Origin of the sequence: Nocardioides sp. dk884 (assembly GCF_009557055.1) — a bacterium.
Classification (GTDB): Bacteria; Actinomycetota; Actinomycetes; order Propionibacteriales; family Nocardioidaceae; genus Nocardioides.
In genome coordinates this window covers 3275388-3293329 of the sequence record NZ_CP045649.1, presented here as the reverse complement: position 1 = coordinate 3293329, position 17942 = coordinate 3275388, and the positions used below count along the sequence as shown (strand labels likewise).

General features: G+C 71.6%; 20 protein-coding genes. 9 read left to right on the top strand and 11 right to left on the bottom strand.

Features of this window, described 5'->3' with window-relative positions; translation table 11 throughout:
* The first annotated feature begins 33 nt into the window (after nucleotides 1-33).
* A complete protein-coding gene (locus GFH29_RS15785) occupies nucleotides 34-891 on the top strand; it encodes an esterase/lipase family protein (RefSeq protein WP_194288970.1) in 858 nt (285 codons plus the stop codon).
* Here the strand turns inward: GFH29_RS15785 and glpX are convergent.
* From glpX to GFH29_RS15760, 5 genes are read right to left on the bottom strand one after another with little or no spacing between them, the layout of a single operon-like run.
* Nucleotides 856-1878 carry a class II fructose-bisphosphatase gene (gene glpX / locus GFH29_RS15780; RefSeq protein WP_153324744.1) on the bottom strand — a complete coding sequence of 341 codons (1023 nt, stop codon included), beginning with the start codon at nucleotides 1876-1878 and terminating at the stop codon, nucleotides 856-858. The two genes, GFH29_RS15785 and glpX, sit on opposite strands and share 36 nt — an antisense overlap.
* Nucleotides 1835-2977 (bottom strand): sulfate/molybdate ABC transporter ATP-binding protein, encoded by a 1143-nt coding sequence (locus GFH29_RS15775; RefSeq protein ID WP_153324743.1) that lies wholly within the window; start codon nucleotides 2975-2977, stop codon nucleotides 1835-1837. The genes glpX and GFH29_RS15775 overlap by 44 nt, the downstream gene beginning before the upstream one ends.
* Complete coding sequence (locus GFH29_RS15770) at nucleotides 2974-3762, bottom strand: ABC transporter permease (RefSeq protein WP_153324742.1); 789 nt, start codon at nucleotides 3760-3762, stop codon at nucleotides 2974-2976. Before GFH29_RS15770 ends, GFH29_RS15775 begins: the two co-directional genes overlap by 4 nt.
* Before the next feature lie 9 nt (nucleotides 3763-3771).
* Nucleotides 3772-4533: a molybdate ABC transporter substrate-binding protein gene (gene modA, locus GFH29_RS15765; RefSeq protein ID WP_228387544.1), complete on the bottom strand. Its 762-nt coding sequence runs from the start codon at nucleotides 4531-4533 to the stop codon at nucleotides 3772-3774.
* Entirely contained in the window at nucleotides 4530-4925 is a 396-nt protein-coding gene (locus tag GFH29_RS15760) for a TOBE domain-containing protein (protein WP_153324741.1), read from the bottom strand. Before GFH29_RS15760 ends, modA begins: the two co-directional genes overlap by 4 nt.
* Nucleotides 4926-5048: 123 nt before the next feature.
* Here GFH29_RS15760 and GFH29_RS15755 point away from each other — a divergent pair, with 123 nt between their 5' ends.
* Nucleotides 5049-5708 (top strand): DUF4245 domain-containing protein, encoded by a 660-nt coding sequence (locus tag GFH29_RS15755; protein WP_267128525.1) that lies wholly within the window; start codon nucleotides 5049-5051, stop codon nucleotides 5706-5708.
* A gap of 7 nt (nucleotides 5709-5715) precedes the next feature.
* Here GFH29_RS15755 and GFH29_RS15750 read toward each other — a convergent pair whose 3' ends face one another.
* Both GFH29_RS15750 and xseA read right to left on the bottom strand, forming a co-directional pair.
* Entirely contained in the window at nucleotides 5716-5949 is a 234-nt protein-coding gene (locus tag GFH29_RS15750; RefSeq protein WP_153324739.1) for an exodeoxyribonuclease VII small subunit, read from the bottom strand.
* Complete coding sequence (gene xseA, locus GFH29_RS15745; RefSeq protein WP_153324738.1) at nucleotides 5933-7183, bottom strand: exodeoxyribonuclease VII large subunit; 1251 nt, start codon at nucleotides 7181-7183, stop codon at nucleotides 5933-5935. The genes GFH29_RS15750 and xseA overlap by 17 nt, the downstream gene beginning before the upstream one ends.
* A 45-nt stretch (nucleotides 7184-7228) precedes the next feature.
* Here xseA and GFH29_RS15740 point away from each other — a divergent pair, with 45 nt between their 5' ends.
* A complete protein-coding gene (locus GFH29_RS15740; RefSeq protein WP_153324737.1) occupies nucleotides 7229-8236 on the top strand; it encodes a 4-hydroxy-3-methylbut-2-enyl diphosphate reductase in 1008 nt (335 codons plus the stop codon).
* Nucleotides 8237-8243: 7 nt separating this feature from the next.
* The gene (locus GFH29_RS15735; protein ID WP_153324736.1) at nucleotides 8244-8870 is read left to right on the top strand and encodes an L-threonylcarbamoyladenylate synthase; all 627 of its coding nucleotides are present in this window, start codon (nucleotides 8244-8246) and stop codon (nucleotides 8868-8870) included.
* Here the strand turns inward: GFH29_RS15735 and GFH29_RS15730 are convergent.
* Genes GFH29_RS15730 through GFH29_RS15720 form a run of 3 tightly spaced genes read right to left on the bottom strand, consistent with a single transcriptional unit; the run spans nucleotide 8827 to nucleotide 11205 of the window.
* Nucleotides 8827-9279 (bottom strand): DUF6542 domain-containing protein, encoded by a 453-nt coding sequence (locus GFH29_RS15730; protein ID WP_153324735.1) that lies wholly within the window; start codon nucleotides 9277-9279, stop codon nucleotides 8827-8829. The two genes, GFH29_RS15735 and GFH29_RS15730, sit on opposite strands and share 44 nt — an antisense overlap.
* A gap of 28 nt (nucleotides 9280-9307) precedes the next feature.
* Complete coding sequence (locus GFH29_RS15725) at nucleotides 9308-10372, bottom strand: DNA recombination protein RmuC (protein WP_153324734.1); 1065 nt, start codon at nucleotides 10370-10372, stop codon at nucleotides 9308-9310.
* Between the two features lie 56 nt (nucleotides 10373-10428).
* A complete protein-coding gene (locus GFH29_RS15720) occupies nucleotides 10429-11205 on the bottom strand; it encodes an exodeoxyribonuclease III (protein WP_153324733.1) in 777 nt (258 codons plus the stop codon).
* Nucleotides 11206-11281: 76 nt separating this feature from the next.
* Here GFH29_RS15720 and GFH29_RS15715 point away from each other — a divergent pair, with 76 nt between their 5' ends.
* From GFH29_RS15715 to ychF, 3 genes are read left to right on the top strand one after another with little or no spacing between them, the layout of a single operon-like run.
* On the top strand, nucleotides 11282-12112 hold the full coding sequence (locus GFH29_RS15715; RefSeq protein ID WP_153324732.1) for an SDR family oxidoreductase: 831 nt from the start codon (nucleotides 11282-11284) through the stop codon (nucleotides 12110-12112).
* A gap of 6 nt (nucleotides 12113-12118) precedes the next feature.
* Nucleotides 12119-12877: a CDP-alcohol phosphatidyltransferase family protein gene (locus tag GFH29_RS15710; RefSeq protein WP_228387543.1), complete on the top strand. Its 759-nt coding sequence runs from the start codon at nucleotides 12119-12121 to the stop codon at nucleotides 12875-12877.
* Between the two features lie 11 nt (nucleotides 12878-12888).
* Nucleotides 12889-13962, top strand: coding sequence for a redox-regulated ATPase YchF (ychF, locus tag GFH29_RS15705; RefSeq protein WP_153324731.1), 1074 nt, complete (start codon nucleotides 12889-12891; stop codon nucleotides 13960-13962).
* A gap of 59 nt (nucleotides 13963-14021) precedes the next feature.
* Here the strand turns inward: ychF and GFH29_RS15700 are convergent, their stop codons facing one another.
* A complete protein-coding gene (locus tag GFH29_RS15700; RefSeq protein ID WP_228387542.1) occupies nucleotides 14022-15014 on the bottom strand; it encodes a tyrosine-type recombinase/integrase in 993 nt (330 codons plus the stop codon).
* Between the two features lie 869 nt (nucleotides 15015-15883).
* Between GFH29_RS15700 and GFH29_RS15695 the strand changes: the two genes are divergently transcribed.
* Nucleotides 15884-17206 carry a hypothetical protein gene (locus tag GFH29_RS15695; protein WP_153324730.1) on the top strand — a complete coding sequence of 441 codons (1323 nt, stop codon included), beginning with the start codon at nucleotides 15884-15886 and terminating at the stop codon, nucleotides 17204-17206.
* Between the two features lie 124 nt (nucleotides 17207-17330).
* The gene (locus GFH29_RS15690; protein ID WP_153324729.1) at nucleotides 17331-17894 is read left to right on the top strand and encodes a hypothetical protein; all 564 of its coding nucleotides are present in this window, start codon (nucleotides 17331-17333) and stop codon (nucleotides 17892-17894) included.
* The last annotated feature ends 48 nt before the right edge of the window (nucleotides 17895-17942 follow it).

Genomic DNA, 17942 nt, shown 5'->3' with positions numbered 1-17942 from the left:
GTGCGCGGCGCACCCGAGGGGTACCTTCCGGATGTGACCCGTTCCACACTCGGCGCCTTCCTGCTGCCCGAGGGCTATGCCCGCCTCGCACCGCACGCGGCGCTACGCGAGAGCAGCGTGCTGCTCGAGGCGAGCCGCTACGCGCACAGCCGGGCGGGGCAGCGGCGCGCCCGCCGCGCCACGGCGTACGCCTCCCGGGTGGCGCCGCGCGACGCCGATCCGGTGCTGCTGGTGCCGGGGTTCCTCTGCGGTGACCTGTCGCTGCGCCCGCTGGGACGGGTGCTGCGCGAGCAGGGGCTGCGGACCTACCGCTCCCAGATCCGCGCCAACGTCGGGTGCACCCTCGACGCCGCCGCCGAGCTCGAGGGGCGCCTGGAGTCCATCGCCCAGCGCCGCGGAAGCCGCGTGCAGCTCGTGGGTCACAGCCTGGGCGGGATGCTGGCGCGTGGGATCGCCGTACGACGCCCGGACCTGGTGTCCAACATCGTCACGATGGGCAGCCCGATGCTGGCGCCGGGGGCCCACCACCCGTCGCTGACCGCCGCCGTGGAGGCGCTGGTGCGGCTGAGCCGGGCGGGGCTGTCCGGGCTGATGGCCGAGGAGTGCCTGGCTGGGGCGTGCGCGCGACGCAGCTTCGAGGAGAGCCGCGAGCCGGTCCCGGCCGGGACCGGGTTCACCGCGATCTACAGCCGGCGCGACGGGGTCGTGGACTGGCGCGCCTGCGTGGACCCGCTGGCCGAGCCGGTCGAGGTGACTGCCTCGCACCTCGGCATGGTGCTCGACCCGCGGGTCATCGCCCACGTGGTCGCGGCGGTCCGGCCGCGGGACGTGCCCGCGGGCCGGACCGGCCTCGCCTCAGTGCTCGAAGTCGATCGCGGAGAAAGCGCGTAGCTTCTCCAGGCGGTGCTCGGAGGTGATGGTGCGGATCGTGCCGCTGCGCGAGCGCATCACCAGCGACTGGGTGGTCGCGCCGCCGGCGCGGTAGCGCACGCCGCGCAGCAGCTCACCGTCGGTGATGCCGGTGGCCACGAAGAAGCAGTCGTCGCCGGTGACCAGGTCGTCGGTGCCGAGCACGAAGTCGGGATCGAGGTTGTGCCCGGCGTCGAGGGCGCGCTGGCGCTCCTCGTCGTCCTGGGGCCACAGGCGGGCCTGGATGACGCCGCCCATGCTCTTCATCGCGCAGGCGGCGATGATGCCCTCGGGGGTGCCGCCGACGCCGAGCAGCAGGTCGATGCCGGTCTCGGGGCGGGCGGCCATGATGGCGCCGGCCACGTCGCCGTCGGTGATGAACTTGATGCGGGCGCCGGCCGCGCGGATCTCGTCGGCGATCTGGGCGTGGCGGGGGCGGTCGAGCAGCACGACGGTGATGTCCTCGGGCTGCGAGCCCTTCGCCTTGGCCACCCGGCGGATGTTCTCGGCCACGGGCAGGCGGATGTCGACGACGTCGGCGGCCTCGGGGCCGGCGACCAGCTTCTCCATGTAGAACACCGCGGAGGGGTCGTACATCGTGCCGCGCGGGGCGACGGCGAGCACGGCGACCGCGTTGCTCATGCCCTTGGCGGTCAGGGTGGTGCCGTCGATCGGGTCGACCGCGACGTCGCACTCGGGGCCGGTGCCGTCGCCGACGGACTCGCCGTTGTAGAGCATCGGGGCGTTGTCCTTCTCGCCCTCGCCGATCACCACGGTGCCGTTCATGCCGATCGTGGAGATCATCACGCGCATCGCGTTCACCGCGACGCCGTCCGCGCCGTTCTTGTCACCCCTGCCCACCCAGCGGCCTGCGGCCATGGCGGCCGCCTCGGTGACCCGCACCAGCTCCAGGGCGAGGTTGCGGTCAGGGGACTGGGGGTCGACGCTCAGGCTGTCCGGCTCCGTCATGCCCGAACCCTATCGGTCCGGTCGGGTTCGCCGACGCGAGGTAGACCGATACCTCCGTCGCCTTGACCGTGAAGGTCGCGCGAGAGCCCGGGACCAGGTCCAGATCGGGGACGGCGCGGGTGGTCACGTCGGCCGCGAGCGCCCCCGCCCGCACGCGTACGACGCCGCCCACCGGCTCCAGCTCGGTGATCGTCGCCTCGAAGACGTTGCGCGGGCTGCCGCCGGGGTCGTGGTCGAACACCGAGACCGCCTCGGGGCGGAACACCGCGACCACCTCCTGGCCGGGGGCGGGCTGCGGGCCGACGACGCTGCCGTGGACCAGGCGTCCCTCGGGGGTGCGGACGCCGTCCTCCCAGCGCCCGGAGAGCAGGTTGAGCCCCGCGACCCGGGCGGCGAACGCGCTGCGCGGGCGGGTGAGCACCTCAGTGGTGGCGCCGTCCTCGACGACGCGCCCGCCGTCCAGCACGACGACCCGGTCGGCGAGCAGCAGGGCGTCCAGGACGTCGTGGGTGACCAGCACGGTGCTTCGCTCGGCGAGGACCCGGCGCAGCACCTGGCGCAGCGCGGGCGCCACCGACACGTCGAGCGCGGCCATCGGCTCGTCGAGGAGCAGCAGGTCGGGCTCGGCCGCGAGGGCGCGGGCGACCGCGACCCGCTGGGCCTGGCCGCCGGAGAGCGAGGCGGGACGCCGGGAGGCGAGGTCCTCGACCCCGACCTCCACCAGCCAGCGGTGCGCGACCTCGCGGGCCGCCCGGCGTCCGGTGCCCGCGCTGCGCGGGCCGAAGGCGACGTTGTCCAGCACGTCGAGGTGGGGGAACAGCAGCGGGTCCTGTGACAGCAGCGCCACCCGGCGCTGGTGCGGGGCGAGCCAGGTGCGCGGCCCGGAGACCTCGCGCCCGCCGATCCTCACCCGGCCCCGGTCGGGGCGCAGCAGGCCGGCGACCGTGGCGAGCAGGGTCGACTTGCCGGCGCCGTTCGGCCCGAGCACCGCGAGGGTCTCGCCCGGCGCGAGGGACAGTGCCGCCTCGAGGTCGCGGTCGTCGACCCGGACGTCGACCTCGAGGCCGGTGCGGGTGTCGGGAACGGGTGCGGTGCTCATCGCGGCGCCCGTCCCTGACGGGTGGCGCCGATGACGACGACCGCGACGACGACCAGCAGCAACGACAGCGCCACCGCGCCGTCCGGGTCGCTCTCGCGGAGCAGGTAGACCTCGAGCGGCAGGGTGCGGGTCACGCCCTCCAGGCTGCCGGCGAAGGTGATGGTCGCCCCGAACTCCCCGAGGGCGCGGGCGAAGGCGAGCACCGCGCCGGAGACCAGCCCGGGCAGGGTGAGCGGCAGTGTGACCCGGCGGAAGACGGTCGAGGGGGACGCGCCCAGCGAGGCGGCCACCACGTCGTACCGCTCCCCGGCGGTGCGCAGCGAGCCCTCCAGGCTGAGCACCAGGAACGGCAGGGCCACGAACGTCTGGGCGAGCACGACGGCGGTCGTGGAGAAGGCCACCTGGATGCCGAGGACCTCGAGGCTCTCGCCGAGCAGACCGCGGCGCCCGAAGGTGTAGAGCAGCGCGATGCCGCCGACCACCGGCGGCAGCACCAGCGGGAGCAGCACCAGCGAGCGCAGCACCGCCTGGCCGCGGAAGGAGGTACGGGCCAGGACCATCGCCATGGGTACGCCGAGCAGCACGCACAGCACGGTGCTGGTCGCCGACGTGCGCAGGCTCAGCCAGAGCGCCTCCTGCGCGGAGGCGCCGGTGACCAGGGCGGGGAAGTCGGTCCAGGGCACCCGCAGCACCATCGCGACCAGCGGCAGCAGCACGAGAGTGGCGCCGAGGGCGGCGGGGACGAAGAGCCAGCGGGGCAGGCCGACGGCGCGGACGCGGGACATCGACGCCCCTCAGCGCGGCGGGCCGAAGCCGGCCCGCTCCAGCGCCCGCTGACCGGTGTCGCCGCTCAGCAGGTCGACGAAGTCGGCGGCCAGGTCGTCCTCGCGCGCATCGGCGAGCACGGCGACCGGGTAGTCGTTGACGACGCGTCCGGACCCGGGGACCTCGACCTCCTCGACCCGGTCTCCGGCCGCGAGGACGTCGGTGACGTAGACCAGCCCGGCGTCGGCCTCGCCGGAGGCGACCTTGCCGAGGACGTCGGTGACCGACTGCTCCTCGCTGTCGGGGGAGAGACGGACGCCGGAGACGTCGGCGAGGCGCCGTGTCGCGGCTCCGCACGGGACCTGGGGGGCGCATACGACGACCGAGAGGTCGTCGCGGGCGAGGTCGTCGAGCCCGGTGACGGCGCCGGGGTTGCCCGGCGGGACGGCGAGGGTGAGCGTGTTGGTCGCGAAGACCCGCGGGTCGCCGGCCAGGTCGTCGGCGACCGCTCGGTCCATGGTGGCGGTGTCGGCGGTCGCGAGCACGTCGGCGCGCGCGCCCTGCCGGAGCTGGGCCACGAGGTCGGAGGACCCGGCATAGCTCACGACCACCTCGACCCCGTCGTGGCTGCGCTCGAAGTCCTCGACGAGCTCGTCCAGGGGTGCCTGGAGCGACGCCGCGGCGTACACGGTGAGGGTGGGGGAGTCATCGGCGCCGCCGCAGGCGGCCGTGCCGGTGAGCAGGGCCAGGGCGGCGAGCAGCGTCGCCGCCCGTGCCGGTGCGGTGCTCACGGGCGCTCCACGACGACGTTGGTGGACTTCACCGAGGCGATCGCCCGGGCGCCGGGGACCAGGCCCAGCTCGTCGGCGGCCTCGGTGCTCATCAAGGAGACCAGCCGGTAGCGCCCGCAGATCATCTCCACCTGCGCCATCACGGTGTCCTTGACGACCCGGGTGACGATGCCGTCGAGGCGGTTGCGCGCGCTGACCGACGAGGCCCGGGTGCGGTCGCGGTCGGGCAGGTCGGCGAGGGACTCCGCCAGCGCGGCCAGGTCGGGGCCGGCGACGACGGTGCGCCCGGAGACCACGGTGGTCGGGATGCGGCCGGCCTCCGCCCAGCGGCGCATGGTGTCGTCACTCACGCCCAGCAGGTCGGCGGCTTCCGCAATCCGGTAGGTGGTCACCCGGGCATCATGCCGCAGATGCGGTGGAATGTCGCGCATCTGTCCGCAGGTGCGGGGACGAGGGGTCGGTTGCGGTGACGGGGTGGCGCACCGGACCGCCCGCGCACCTGTGAGGATGTCCGCGTGAGCGAGCAGGGCGGAACAGGGCAGACTGGGTCGAGCCAGGCCGGACCGAACCCGGGTGGATCGGGTCGCCGCTACCAGACGTCGATGGCCGGGATGGTCGGCGCGATGCTGGTGCTGCTGGTGGCGATCGGTGGCTTCATGCTGCTGCGCAGCGTGACCAGCGACGAGCCGGAGGTCGAGGTCGAGGCGGTCGACTACCTCAGCGCCGTCCGCGACCAGCAGCGCATCGACCGCCGGGTCGTCTATCCCCGCACCCTGCCGGAGGGCTGGAAGGCCACCTCCATCGACTACGTCCCCGGCCGGCAGCCGTCCTGGGGCATCGGCATGCTCACCGACGAGGGCACGTTCGTCGGAGTTCGCCAGCAGGACGAGTCGGTCGACGTGCTGCTCGACCAGTTCGTCGACGAGGACACCACGACCGAGGAGTCCCTCGTGACGCCGAAGGCGATCGCCCCGGAGTGGGTGGGGTACGCCGACGAGGGCGGGGACACCGCCTTCGCCGCGGAGATCCGCAACGAGACGATCCTGGTGTTCGGGTCGGCCGACGCTGCGGACCTCGCGACGCTGGTCAACCTGCTGACCTTCGCCCCCGTGGACGTCACCGATCCCGGGGCCGCGACCTGGAGCCCCGACGTCGAGAGCCCGTCGCCGCGCTGAGCCCGGCTCAGTCGTCGGCGTCCTCGGCGGCGATGGCGGCGTCGAGGCGCTCACGGGCGCCGTCGAGCCACTCCTGGCACCAGCGGGCCAGCTGCTCCCCGCGCTCCCACAGCGCCAGCGACTCCTCGAGGGTCGAGCCGCCCTGCTCGAGGCGGCGTACGACGTCGATCAGCTCCTCGCGCGCCTGCTCGTAGGAGGGGCGCTGCTCGGCGGCCTCGGTCTTGTCAGTCTTCGCGGCCATCGGGGTCCTCCGGGAGGTCGGGGCGGGTGTCGGTGGTGGTGGCGTGGATGCGGCCGTCGGCCACGCGCACGCTGAGGGCGTCGCCGGCCGCGACGCCGGCGACCGAGGTGACGACGTGCCCGTCGCTGTCCTGGAGCACGGCGTAGCCGCGGCGCAGGGTCTCCAGCGGCGAGAGCGCACGGGCGCGGGCGCGCTGGTGGCCGATGTCGTCGGCGGCGCGGTCGAGCAGGTGCGAGAGGGTGCGGCGGGTGCGGTCGCGCAGCGCGAGCACCTCGTCGCGCCGGGCCTCGAGGAGCGAGCGGGGGTCGGCGAGCGCCGGGCGCGAGCGCAGCGCGTCGAGGCCGGCCTGCTCCCGGGCGAGGAGGCCCTGCACGCCGGCGCGGAGCCGGTCGCGGGCGCGCTCGATCGAGCGCAGCTCCTCGACCACGTCGGGCACGACCAGCTTGGCCGCGTCGGTGGGGGTGGAGGCGCGCACGTCGGCGACCAGGTCGAGCAGCGGGGTGTCGGGCTCGTGGCCGATCGCGGACACCACCGGCGTGCGGACCTGGGCGACCGCGCGGATCAGCCCCTCGTCGGAGAACGGGAGCAGGTCCTCGACGGAGCCGCCGCCGCGGGCGATCACGATGACCTCGACGCCCGGGTCGCGGTCGAGGCGCTCGAGGCCCGCGATCACCTCGCTGGTGGCGCGGGGGCCCTGCATCGCGGCGTACGCGACCTCGAAGCGGACGGCGGGCCAGCGGCGGCGCGCGTTTTCGAGCACGTCGCGCTCGGCGGCGCTGTTGGGTGCGGTGACCAGGCCGACGCAGCCGGGCAGGAACGGCAGCGGGCGCTTGAGCTCAGCGGCGAAGAGCCCCTCGGCGGCCAGCAGCTGGCGGCGTCGCTCGAGGCGGGCCAGCAGCTCGCCGAGGCCCACCATGCGGATCGTGCGGGCCTGCAGCGAGAGGGTGCCGCGGTTGGCGTAGTACGACGGCTTGGCGTGGACGACCACGCTCGCGCCCTCGACCAGCGGCGGGTTGAGGCCGTCGATGTAGGTGCGCGAGGCGGTGACGGTGATCGAGATGTCGGCGACGGTGTCGCGCAGGGTGAGGAAGACGGTGGCCATCCCGGGGCGCCGGTTGAGCTGGGCGACCTGGCCCTCGACCCAGACCGCGCCGAGCCGGTCGACCCAGCCCGAGATCGCGTTGGCGATCTGTCGCACGGGCGCCGGCGACTCCAGCGAGGTTTCCAGGGCCATGGGCGCGAGATTAGGGGATGGCACCGACGTCCTTAGACTGGCGTCATGACTACCCACGTGGGCATGCCGCCGGTCCTGAGCCCCGAGGAGGCCGACAAGGCCGTCCTCCTGGCGGCGCCGCGTGGCTACTGCGCCGGTGTCGACCGCGCGGTGGTGACGGTCGAGGAGGCGCTGGGCCTGTACGGCGCGCCGGTGTACGTGCGCAAGCAGATCGTGCACAACAAGCACGTCGTCTCCGACCTGGAGTCGCGCGGCGCGATCTTCGTCGAGGAGCTCGACGAGGTGCCGGCCGGCGCGACGGTCGTGTTCTCCGCCCACGGCGTCTCGCCCGCGGTGCACGACCAGGCCGCGGAGCGCGGACTGAAGACGATCGACGCGACCTGCCCGCTGGTCACCAAGGTCCACCACGAGGCCAAGCGCTTCGCCGCCGACGACTACGACATCCTGCTGATCGGCCACGCCGGGCACGAGGAGGTCGAGGGCACCGCCGGTGAGGCACCCGAGCACATCCAGCTGGTGGAGGGCCCCCAGGACGTCGCCGGGATCACGGTGCGCGACCCCAAGCGGGTGGCCTGGCTCTCCCAGACGACGCTGTCGGTCGATGAGACCCTCGAGACCGTGGCCGCGATCCGCGAGCGCTTCCCCGACCTGCTCGACCCGCCCAGCGACGACATCTGCTACGCCACCCAGAACCGCCAGCTGGCGGTCAAGGAGATCGCGCCGGAGTCGGACCTGCTGATCGTGGTCGGCTCGGGCAACTCCTCCAACTCCGTGCGCCTGGTCGAGGTCGCGCTCGAGGCGGGGGCGCGGGCGTCGTACCGCGTCGACGACGCCTCCGAGATCGACGAGGCGTGGCTCGAGGGTGTCCGCTCGGTCAGCGTGACCAGCGGCGCGAGCGTGCCCGAGGAGCTGGTGCAGGGCGTGCTGGCGTTCCTGGCCGAGCGCGGCTACCCCGAGGCGCGTGCGGTGCACAGCGCGGAGGAGTCGCTGATCTTCTCGCTGCCCAAGGAGCTGCGTCGCGACCTCAAGGCCGCCGCCGCGGCGAAGGGCTGAGCCCTCGATGGCGCGCTACGTCGACCTGCACCCGGACAACCCGCAGCGCCGGTTGATCACCAAGATCGCCGACGCGATGCGCGACGACGACGCGCTGGTGGCCTACCCGACCGACTCGGGCTACGCGCTGGGCTGCCGGGTCGGCAACCGCGACGGGCGCGACCGGATCCTGCGCATCCGCGGGCTCGACGACCGCCACCACTTCACGCTCATGTGCAGCGACTTCTCCCAGCTCGGCCAGCTGGTGAAGATCGACAACTCGGCGTTCCGCGCGATCCGGGCGGCCACGCCGGGGCCCTACACGTTCATCCTGCCCGGGATGCCCGAGGTGCCGCGGCGACTGCTGCACCCGAAGAAGAAGACGGTCGGCGTGCGGATCCCCGACCACGTCGTCGTGCAGGCGCTGCTGGAGGAGCTCGGCGAGCCGATGCTGTCCAGCACGCTGATCCTGCCCGGCGAGACCGAGCCCCGCACGATGGGCTGGGAGGTCAAGGAGGACCTCGACCACGACGTCGACATCGTGATCGAGGCGGGGGAGACCCCGGCGGAGCCGACGACCGTCGTGGACTTCTCCGGCGGCGCGCCCGAGGTCATCCGCCGTGGGGCGGGCGACCCGTCGCGTTTCGAGGGCTGATCAGGGGCTTGCCCTGCACCTGGACCCGGTGCCGGATGGCGAGCACGCCGAGGGCGAGGGCGTAGCCCACCACCAGCGCGAGGCTGTGCCCGGAGAGACCGGAGACGACCGCCTGCACGAACCCGTCCTCGGGGTGGGCGATGGTCTCGCGGGTGGTGGTCGCGAGCATCGCGAACACCCCGAGCATCAGCAGCGGCGGCAGCACCCCGACGGTGAAGAAGTCAGTCATCCGCACCAGCAGCGCGGCGGCGATGCAGGCGGAGACGAACACGACGTCGGTGAACCAGGTGACGTCCCCGCCGATGTGCAGGTCGAGGACGACGGCGCTGAGGGTGATCGCGGCGGCGAGGGCGGCGACCTGCAGTCCGGGGTCGTTGCCCTGCTCCCACAGGGTCAGGGGACGACTCACGCGCACCTCCTCGATGCTGGCCTCGCGGCTACAGCGCCACCGTAGGGTCCTCGGCGTCCGAGTCGCCCGCGGCGCGCCGGGGAACCGCGCGCAGCTCCACGGTGCGCGGGCCGGGCAGCTCCTCGTCGGTGACCGAGAGGTCGGAGAAGCGCCGGGCCGCGACCAGCACCCGGGACTCCATCGAGGCGACGGTGGAGTTGTAGTGGCCGACCGCGGCGTTGAGCGAGCGCCCGACCGCGTCGAGGTGTCCGCTCATGGTCCCGAGGCGGGCGTGCAGCTCGCGGCCGAGGTGGTGGATCTCGCGCGCCTGCTCGGCGATCGCCTCGTGGGTCCAGCCCTGGGCCACCGTGCGCAGCAGCGCGATCAGCGTCGTCGGGGTGGCCAGCACGATCTGGCGGGTCGCGGCGTGCTCGAGCAGGGAGTTGTCGGTCTCGAGGGCGGCGGCGAGGAACGACTCGGCCGGCACGAACAGCACCACGAACTCCGGGGTCTGGGGCAGCGAGCGCCAGTAGGCCTTGGCCGACAACGCGTCCACGTGGGTGCGCAGCTGGCGGGCGTGGCGCAGCAGGTGGGCGGCCCGCTCGTCGTCGTCACTGGCGCCGGTGGCGTCGAGGTAGGCGTCGAGGGGGACCTTGGCGTCGACCACGACCTGGCGTCCGCCCACGAGCTGGACGACGAGGTCGGGGCGCAGCGCGCCGTCCTCGAGGCGCACCTGCTCGGAGAAGTCGCAGCGGTCGACGAGGCCGGCCAGCTCGACGGCCCGGCGCAGGTGCATCTCGCCCCAGCGGCCGCGGACCTGGGGCTTGCGCAGCGCGGTGGACAGCGAGCGGGTCTCCTGGCGCAGGGTGTCGGTGGTGTGGCGCATGTCGTCGACCTGCTGGGCGAACTGCCCCTGCCACACCGCCCGCGCGTGCTCGAGGGCCTGCATCTGGTCGCTCAGCCGGTCGAGGCCCTGCATCACCTCGGCCTGGTCGACCATGCCCTGGCCGAGCGCCTCGACGTGGGCGGGCCGCGAGCGCGCCCACAGCACCCCGAGGAGCACGCCGAGGCCGAGCCCGAGGACCAGCGCGAGGAAGATCGTCACCGTCTGCATGGCCCCAGCATGGCCGCCGCCACCGACAACCCCGCGAGTCGGCGCGTATGGCGGGGTCAGTCGAGGTCGACGACGACCGGGGCGTGGTCGGAGGCGCCGGTGCCGGCGCGCTCCTCGCGGTCGATGAATGCGTGCGTCACGCGCGTGGCCAGGGAGGGGGAGCCGAGCACGAAGTCGATGCGCAGGCCGCGGTTGCGCTCGAAGCGCTGGCGGAAGTAGTCCCAGTAGGTGTAGACCTCCGGGCCCGGCGTGTGCGGTCGCACGACGTCGACGTAGCCGTCGTCGATGAAGCGCTGGAACGCCGCGCGCTCGGGCGGGGTGACGTGCGTGGACCGCGCGAACTGCTTGATATCGAACACGTCCTCGTCGAGAGGCGCGATGTTCCAGTCGCCGACCAGCGCGGTGTCGCCGTCGCGCCAGTCCAGGGCCGCCTCGCGCAGCCGCGCCAGCCAGTCGAGCTTGTAGACGTAGTGCGGGTCGTCGGGCTTGCGGCCGTTGGGCACGTACAGGCTCCACACGCGTACGCCGCCGCACGTCGCGCCGATCGCGCGGGCCTCCGGCGCGACCGGGTCGCCGTACCCCGGCATGCCCTCGAAGCCGACCTGGACGTCCTCGAGGCCGACCCGGCTGATGATCGCGACGCCGTTCCACTGGCTGGTGCCGGCGGCGGCGACCTCGTAGCCCCTGGCTTGCAGGCCCATCAGCGGCAGCTGGTCGACCTTGGCCTTGGTCTCCTGCAGCGCGAGGACGTCGACGTCGTGGCGCTCGAGGAAGGCCTCGACGCGGTCGATGCGGGAGCGGAGGGAGTTGACGTTCCAGGTCGCGAGGCGCACTCCGGAAGCCTAAGCCGCTAGCCTTACAGGCCTGTCCTCGGACCATACGCAGCACGAATCCAGGAGGTCCGGGAAAATGGACGCACCGCTCGCCGGCCAGGTCGCCGTCGTCACCGGCGGGAGCCGCGGCCTCGGCCGCGCCATCGCCCAGCTGCTCGGGGAGGCCGGGGCGAGCATCGTCGTCGGGGCGCTCCCCGGCGACGGGGTCGAGCAGGCCGTCGCCGAGCTGCGCCGCAGCGGGATCCGCGCGGAGGGCCGCGACACCGACGTCGCCGACCTTGTCCAGGTCGAGGCGCTGCGCGACGCGGCGATCATGCTGGGCGGGCTGGACATCTGGGTCAACAACGCCGGCACCGGCAGCCCCTACGGCCCCACGCACCTCCTGGACCCCACCGACTTCGAGCGCGTCCTCGACGCCAACGTGCGCGGCGTCTTCCACGGCACCCGCACCGCCGTGCAGACGATGCTCGCGCAGGGCAGCGGCCAGGTCGTCAACGTGTGGGGCAAGGGTGCGACCAAGCCGGTGCCGCTGCAGAACGCGTACGCCGCGTCGAAGGCGTGGAACCGGATGTTCACCCGCGCCGTACGCCAGGAGGTGGCCGGCACCGGCGTGCAGGTGCACGGCTTCGACCCGGGCCTGGTCCGCACCGAGATGCTGGGTGACGTCACCGTCATGCCCGGCATGGAGAAGCGGGTGCGGGCGCTGCCGGTGGTCGTCGGCCTGTGGGGCCAGTCCCCGGAGGTGGCCGCCCGGCCGGTGCTGGAGCTGGTGACGGGGGAGCGGCGCGGCGACTACGCCGACCTCACCCCCCGCCGCGTCGTCGGGCGCGGAGTGCGCTCGCTGCTGCGGGGCGACGTACGCCGCAGCCGCCGGATGCCGTTGAACATCACCGTGCGTGGGGACTGAGCCACCGTGAAGACACTTGCTGCCTGGGCGGTCCACGCCTACACCGCGACCGGGGTCGTCCTGGCCCTGCTGATGGTGCACCTGTCCTACGAGGGCGAGGTCACCGCGGTGCTGTGGCTGTTCCTCGTCGCGATGGTCATCGACGGCACCGACGGTTTCCTCGCCCGCCGCTTCCGGGTCAAGGAGGTGGTGCCCCAGATCGACGGGGCGCTGCTGGACAACATCGTCGACTACCTCACCTACGCCTTCGCGCCGATGGCGCTGCTGTGGTCGACCGGGCGGCTCCCCGACGGGGTGGGCGGCGCCGTGGTGGCCGTCATCCCGCTCGTGGCGGCGAGCTATCAGTTCTGCCGCAGCGATGCCAAGACCGACGACCACTTCTTCCTCGGCTTCCCGTCGTACTGGAACATCGTGGCCTTCTACGTGCTGGTGCTCGACCTCGACGTCGCCCTGACCTCGCTGCTGCTGATGGTGCTGGCGGTCTTGAGCTTCGTGCCGGTGAAGTACGTCTACCCCTCGCGCACCGCGACGCTGTGGGGGCTGAACATGACGCTGGCGTCGGCGTGGCTCGTGGTGTTCGCGCTGATCACCTGGCAGATGCCCGACCCGCCGGTCTCGCTGGTGCTGGTGTCGCTGGTCTACCCGGCGGTCTACCTCGCGGAGAGCCTGTGGCTGACCGCGCGGCACGCCCGGGGCAGCCATGAGGACGACGTGGTGGGTCTCGAGGACCTGCGCGATTCGGAAGGCGTCGCCGCGCGCCCGTAGACTCGCGGCCCGTGGCTCTCACCATCGGAATCGTCGGTCTCCCCAACGCGGGCAAGTCCACCCTCTTCAACGCGCTCACCAAGAACGACGTCCTCGCGGCGAACTACCCGTTCGCGACGATCGAGCCCAACGTCGGTGTCGTGGGGGTGCCCGACACGCGGCTGGCCAAGCTCGCCGAGATCTTCGGCTCCGAGAAGATCCTCCCGGCGACGGTGGAGTTCGTCGACATCGCCGGCATCGTGCGCGGCGCCTCGCAGGGCGAGGGCCTGGGCAACAAGTTCCTCGCCCACATCCGCGAGTCCTCGGCGATCTGCCAGGTCACCCGCGTCTTCCGCGACGACGACGTCACCCACGTCGACGGCGAGGTCAACCCGGGCAACGACATCTCCACGATCCAGACCGAGCTGATCCTGGCCGACCTGGAGACGGTCGAGAAGTCGATCACCCGCCTGGAGAAGGAGTCGCGCAAGGTCAAGGACCTGGTCGCGAACCTCGAGGCCGCCAAGGAGGCCAAGGAGGCGCTCGAGGCCGGTACGCCGATCATCGCCACCTCGATCGACCGCGAGCTGCTGCGCGAGCTGTCCCTGCTGACGGCCAAGCCGTTCATCTACGTCTTCAACTGCGACGCCGACGAGCTCGGTGATGAGGACCTCAAGGCCAAGATGCGCGAGCTCGTCGCGCCCGCCGAGGCGATCTTCTTGGACGCGAAGTTCGAGTCCGAGCTGATCGAGCTCGACGACGAGGAGGCCACCGAGTTCCTCGCCGAGGCCGGCGTCACCGAGCCCGGCTTGGAGGTGCTGGCCCGCGTCGGCTTCGACACCCTCGGCCTGCAGACCTACCTGACCGCCGGGCCCAAGGAGACGCGCGCCTGGACGATCAAGAAGGGCGCCACCGCGCCCGAGGCGGCCGGTGTCATCCACACCGACTTCCAGAAGGGCTTCATCAAGGCCGAGATCGTCTCCTTCGACGACCTCGTCGCCGCGGGCACCATGGCCAAGGCCAAGGAGGCCGGCAAGGTGCGCATGGAGGGCAAGGACTACGTCATGGCCGACGGCGACGTGGTGGAGTTCCGCTTCAACGTCTGAGCGATCGCTGTTCGCCCAGGTCAGAGGCGGTTTCCGGCATTTTCAGGGCCGTTCTGCCCTCACTGTGCCTCACCAGAACCAACGACTTCGGTGAACAGGGACGCCGCGGCGTCGCCCACCCGGTCCTCCGCGGAGGGCCACAAGTGGGCGTAGGTGGTCAGCGTGGTCGTCGACTTCGCGTGCCCGAGAGCGCGCTGTCCGGCCACCACGTCGCAGCCCGCGGCGATCAGCCCGGAGGCGTAGAAGTGCCGCAGGTCGTGCAGGCGGACACCCGCGACCCCGGCCCGTTCCAGGGTGGTGCGCCACCGGTAGCCGATGGTGTTCTGGTGCGGCGGGACGTCCTCGACCTCGGCGAACAGCCAGTCGTAGGCCAGCCCCAGCGCGACGTGCTCGGCGAGCATCTCCAGCAGCGCGTCGGGGACGTGGACGGTGCGCTCGGAGTTGTACTTCGGCAGCCGGATCTCGACCGCGCCGTCGAGGCGCTGGACCTGCCGTCGCACGTGCACCTGGCGGCGCAGGAAGTCGACGTCGCCGACCTGCAGGGCGGTCGCCTCACCGAGCCGCAGGCCGGCGAACGCACACAGCCCCACGAAGGCGCGGAAGCGCGGCGCTGAGGCCTCGAGGATCGCCCGGACGACCTCGGGGGTGGGGATCGTCATTGCCGCCTCCCGCTTGCGCAGCCGGGGGAGACGGACCTGGCCGGTCGGGTCGACGGCGATCATGCCGTCGCGCACCGCCGCGCGGAACACGGTCCGGACATTGACGAACCGGGTCTTGACCGTGCCCGGAGCGAGCGGACGCGCCCGGGTGGCGGTGGGCACGGTCATCGACTTCACCCACGCCTCGACGTGGCTGGGCCGGATCAGGCGCAGGTCCAGCTCCGCGAAGGTCGTGGATTGGGCGGCCAGCGACATCGCCTTGCGGGTCCCGTCGGTCCACAGCTGGTCGCGCCCCCAGGCCTCGAAGTAGGCCAGGAAGGAGACCTTGCCGGCCTCCGGGTCGACCCAGCGGCCCCGGTCCAGGGCGTCGAGCTGCTGGCGGCGCCACCGCACGGCGTCGACCTGCTTGTCGAAGGTCGTTCGTGCTGGCGGCCCGTCTCGGGGTTGCGGTAGCGCGCCCGCCAGGAGTCGCCGCGCCGGCTGATGCCCTCAGGCATCGGGAACCCCGGACTGCTGCTCGATGGACGCCATAGCCTTCCTCTCCGAGACCCATCACGGTAACTGCGTCCTACGACGACGGTCGAGGTCGACGACTGGTCCCATCCCATCGGTCGTGGTCCCTCGCCGTCGCGGCCCGGACACGCGCCCCTGGCTGGGGCGACGTGATCGCCAGGGCACGCTCGCGGCCCCTTGGTGACTGACGAGCCGTAACCGCCACCGCCTGAGAGAGACGCGACGCCATGCGACACGACAACAAGAGTCAGGACCAGCCGACCCTCTGGGACGTTCACGACTACGTTCAACTGCGGCTCGAGGGCCTCGGAGAAGACATGCCCGTCCTGAACTGCCACGTGATGCCGGCAGTGAAGCCGCAGGCGGGCAAGTGTTCTCGGATAGTGACCTGGGCTACGCAGATGCACTTCGTGCCCTCGCGTCGGTCTCGGCTTGCAGGCTCGTTGCGTCCGACGCGATCAGCGGCGGGCGGTGGCGCCTGCGCGGCGACGCCGGCGAGGTGTTCGTCCGGCCCTGATGCGCCCAGCGGCGGAAGTCGAGCACGTGGCACCGCCATTGACGGGCTCGAAGAATCCGCGTCTACTGATCCCCCTCCGACTTGTTCGGCGCACGCCGCACGCCGCTGGGGACGAAACGACCGAGTTGGGTAGCTGGCTGAATACCCGGATCAGCGTATGGACGAAGGCCCACGTCCGGTGTGAACCTACAAATCAATACTTCTCGGAGAGAGATTTCCATAACATAAATGGATGTGGTGGACCATGGTTCACGCCCGCAACACACGATTGCAGACTTCTTTGGCGGCGGCTGCGGTCGCTGCTCTGGTCGGGAGCTTCGTCTCTCTCGTTCCGCAAGCAGGGGCCGTAGATGCGGCGCCCCTCGCTATCGCCGGGAGTCTTCCGGACTCCGGCGTCGACCGTGTCGCGGTGTATGTCGACCGGGAAGTCATGGGCGGGTCCAAGGCTGCGGCGCCGATCTACTGGTTGCCGGACTCGAGCATCACCGTGGACGGTGACACCTACTCAGTGCGCATCGCTCCCGAGACGCTGCCGGACAACACCCTCACCGAGGACGGCTTAGCGACTCTTCAAGTCGTCACGTTCGACCAGGCGGGAAATGCTCAGGGCGCGGGCACAGGCTCGGTGCGGGCCGTCCTCGCCAGCGATGGGACGATGCAGTGGGTAGACCCGCTTGCACCCACCGTGGCCGTGACATCGAAGGCTCTCCGCAGTGCGAAGGTTCAGCCGTTCTCCATCGGTGAGGACATCGCCATGCTCAGCACCCAGGCTGCGGAAGATCAAGAACCAGTAGCTCTCGACGTGGCTGAGGTGGGGGACGGGTCCACGCTCGTTGACGACGAGACCGATGGGACAGGAGACGACGGTCTTGGCGATCCGGTCAGCGTCCCCGAGCGGGCCGTGGCTGGCACTCCGGACCAGGTGGTCTGCTACGGCGCCTACACCGGTCGGACGCGTAAGCGGACGGCCACGATCGGTACCGCCTATCCCATCGGCGGCAATGGGTCCCGGATGGCCCACAGGGTGAAGTCGACGGACTCGCTCGTCGCAAGCTTCGGAGTGGCGGCTGCTACCGCAGGATCCGGTTGGGACTTCGGGACCTCCGGGGCAGCGACCACCTCTCGCAGCTCGGGGTTCGACTGGACTATGAAGACGTACGCCCGTAGCTACCGGGTCGGCGTGGAGTACACGAAGGTGTTCTCCTACTTCACCCAGAAGCCCTGCGACGAACCCGACGTCGTCTACTGGAGGCCGACGGGCTATACCGGTAAGGCTGGCGAGAACACCAGTGGCGTGACCCGTCCCGATTGGGGCAAGTGCGTGAGATTCACCAGCGATGGTAATTGGCACCGGGAACTCGCCGGCGCGAACTCCTACACGTACTCGGCCGGCGTGAAGTTCAAGGGCATCATTGGGATCGACCTGAGCTCAACGCGGGCATACAACGAAGAGGCGCGTCTGACATACAGCATCACTGCCGGCCGGTGGCTGTGTGGCAGCAACGACATCCCGGACAGGGCCGGGAAAGTCATGGAGCGTCTCAGGAATGCCTAATCCGCGGGTAATCATTCGCCGGCGACTCAGGGGCGCAGCGGTCTCCGCTGCGCTCCTGGGTGTCGTCGCTGCTACAACCTCGTGTTCGAGTCAGGAGTCCGAAGGAGCTACGACCGAGAGGCCCGTGCATGTTGACGGCAGCGGACCGCTGTCGGCAAGCAGCAGCGTCGGCGGCAAGTCGCTCTTCAGCCCCCCTGGTAATCAACCGTGGGCCGCCAGCTGGGGCACCTTCCTTCTCTGCTCCACCGAGGAAGACATCGACATCGTCTTGGAAGACGTCCGGTTCACAGCGCCCGTCGAACCCCTCGAGGTCTCGGCTTGGATTCGTACAGTGACCCGGGCGGACTTCGCGCGGGGAACCGCCCGGGTCAAAGACTCCTACTACCCGTTTGCCATGGGCGCAGGCAGCCCTCCCAATTTCGATGAGCCCTACGTGAAGGTGCCACTGCGCGGGTCCTTCGAAGAGGGGGTCTCCGGTGTACCCGTCAGCCACAGTTGCGGCAGCGAACCCATCGAGTTCGGCTTCGAGGAGCTGGTGGTCACCCTCACGGCCGACCGAGGTGGCGCGCAGGTGTCCGACCTGTACGTCGACTACCAGGCCGACGGCGCCCCGATGACGCTGCACATCCAGCAGCTCTTGACTGCCTGCGGGCCCGACATTGCGGACTTTGACGAGGAGTGCACCTAACTGGGTGTGTCCCTATTGCGGCATCCTCGTGGGCCCCGGCAGCCCGAA

What these genes read in the sequence shown, in the direction of transcription:
- glpX (WP_153324744.1), bottom strand. Translation starts at nt 1,878, where the DNA reads ATGACGGAGCCGGACAGCCTGAGCGTCGACCCCCAGTCCCCTGACCGC.
- GFH29_RS15775 (WP_153324743.1), bottom strand. Translation starts at nt 2,977, where the DNA reads ATGAGCACCGCACCCGTTCCCGACACCCGCACCGGCCTCGAGGTCGAC.
- GFH29_RS15770 (WP_153324742.1), bottom strand. Translation starts at nt 3,762, where the DNA reads ATGTCCCGCGTCCGCGCCGTCGGCCTGCCCCGCTGGCTCTTCGTCCCC.
- GFH29_RS15750 (WP_153324739.1), bottom strand. Translation starts at nt 5,949, where the DNA reads ATGGCCGCGAAGACTGACAAGACCGAGGCCGCCGAGCAGCGCCCCTCC.
- xseA (WP_153324738.1), bottom strand. Translation starts at nt 7,183, where the DNA reads ATGGCCCTGGAAACCTCGCTGGAGTCGCCGGCGCCCGTGCGACAGATC.
- GFH29_RS15740 (WP_153324737.1), top strand. Translation starts at nt 7,229, where the DNA reads ATGACTACCCACGTGGGCATGCCGCCGGTCCTGAGCCCCGAGGAGGCC.
- GFH29_RS15735 (WP_153324736.1), top strand. Translation starts at nt 8,244, where the DNA reads ATGGCGCGCTACGTCGACCTGCACCCGGACAACCCGCAGCGCCGGTTG.
- GFH29_RS15725 (WP_153324734.1), bottom strand. Translation starts at nt 10,372, where the DNA reads ATGCAGACGGTGACGATCTTCCTCGCGCTGGTCCTCGGGCTCGGCCTC.
- GFH29_RS15715 (WP_153324732.1), top strand. Translation starts at nt 11,282, where the DNA reads ATGGACGCACCGCTCGCCGGCCAGGTCGCCGTCGTCACCGGCGGGAGC.
- GFH29_RS15695 (WP_153324730.1), top strand. Translation starts at nt 15,884, where the DNA reads ATGTGGTGGACCATGGTTCACGCCCGCAACACACGATTGCAGACTTCT.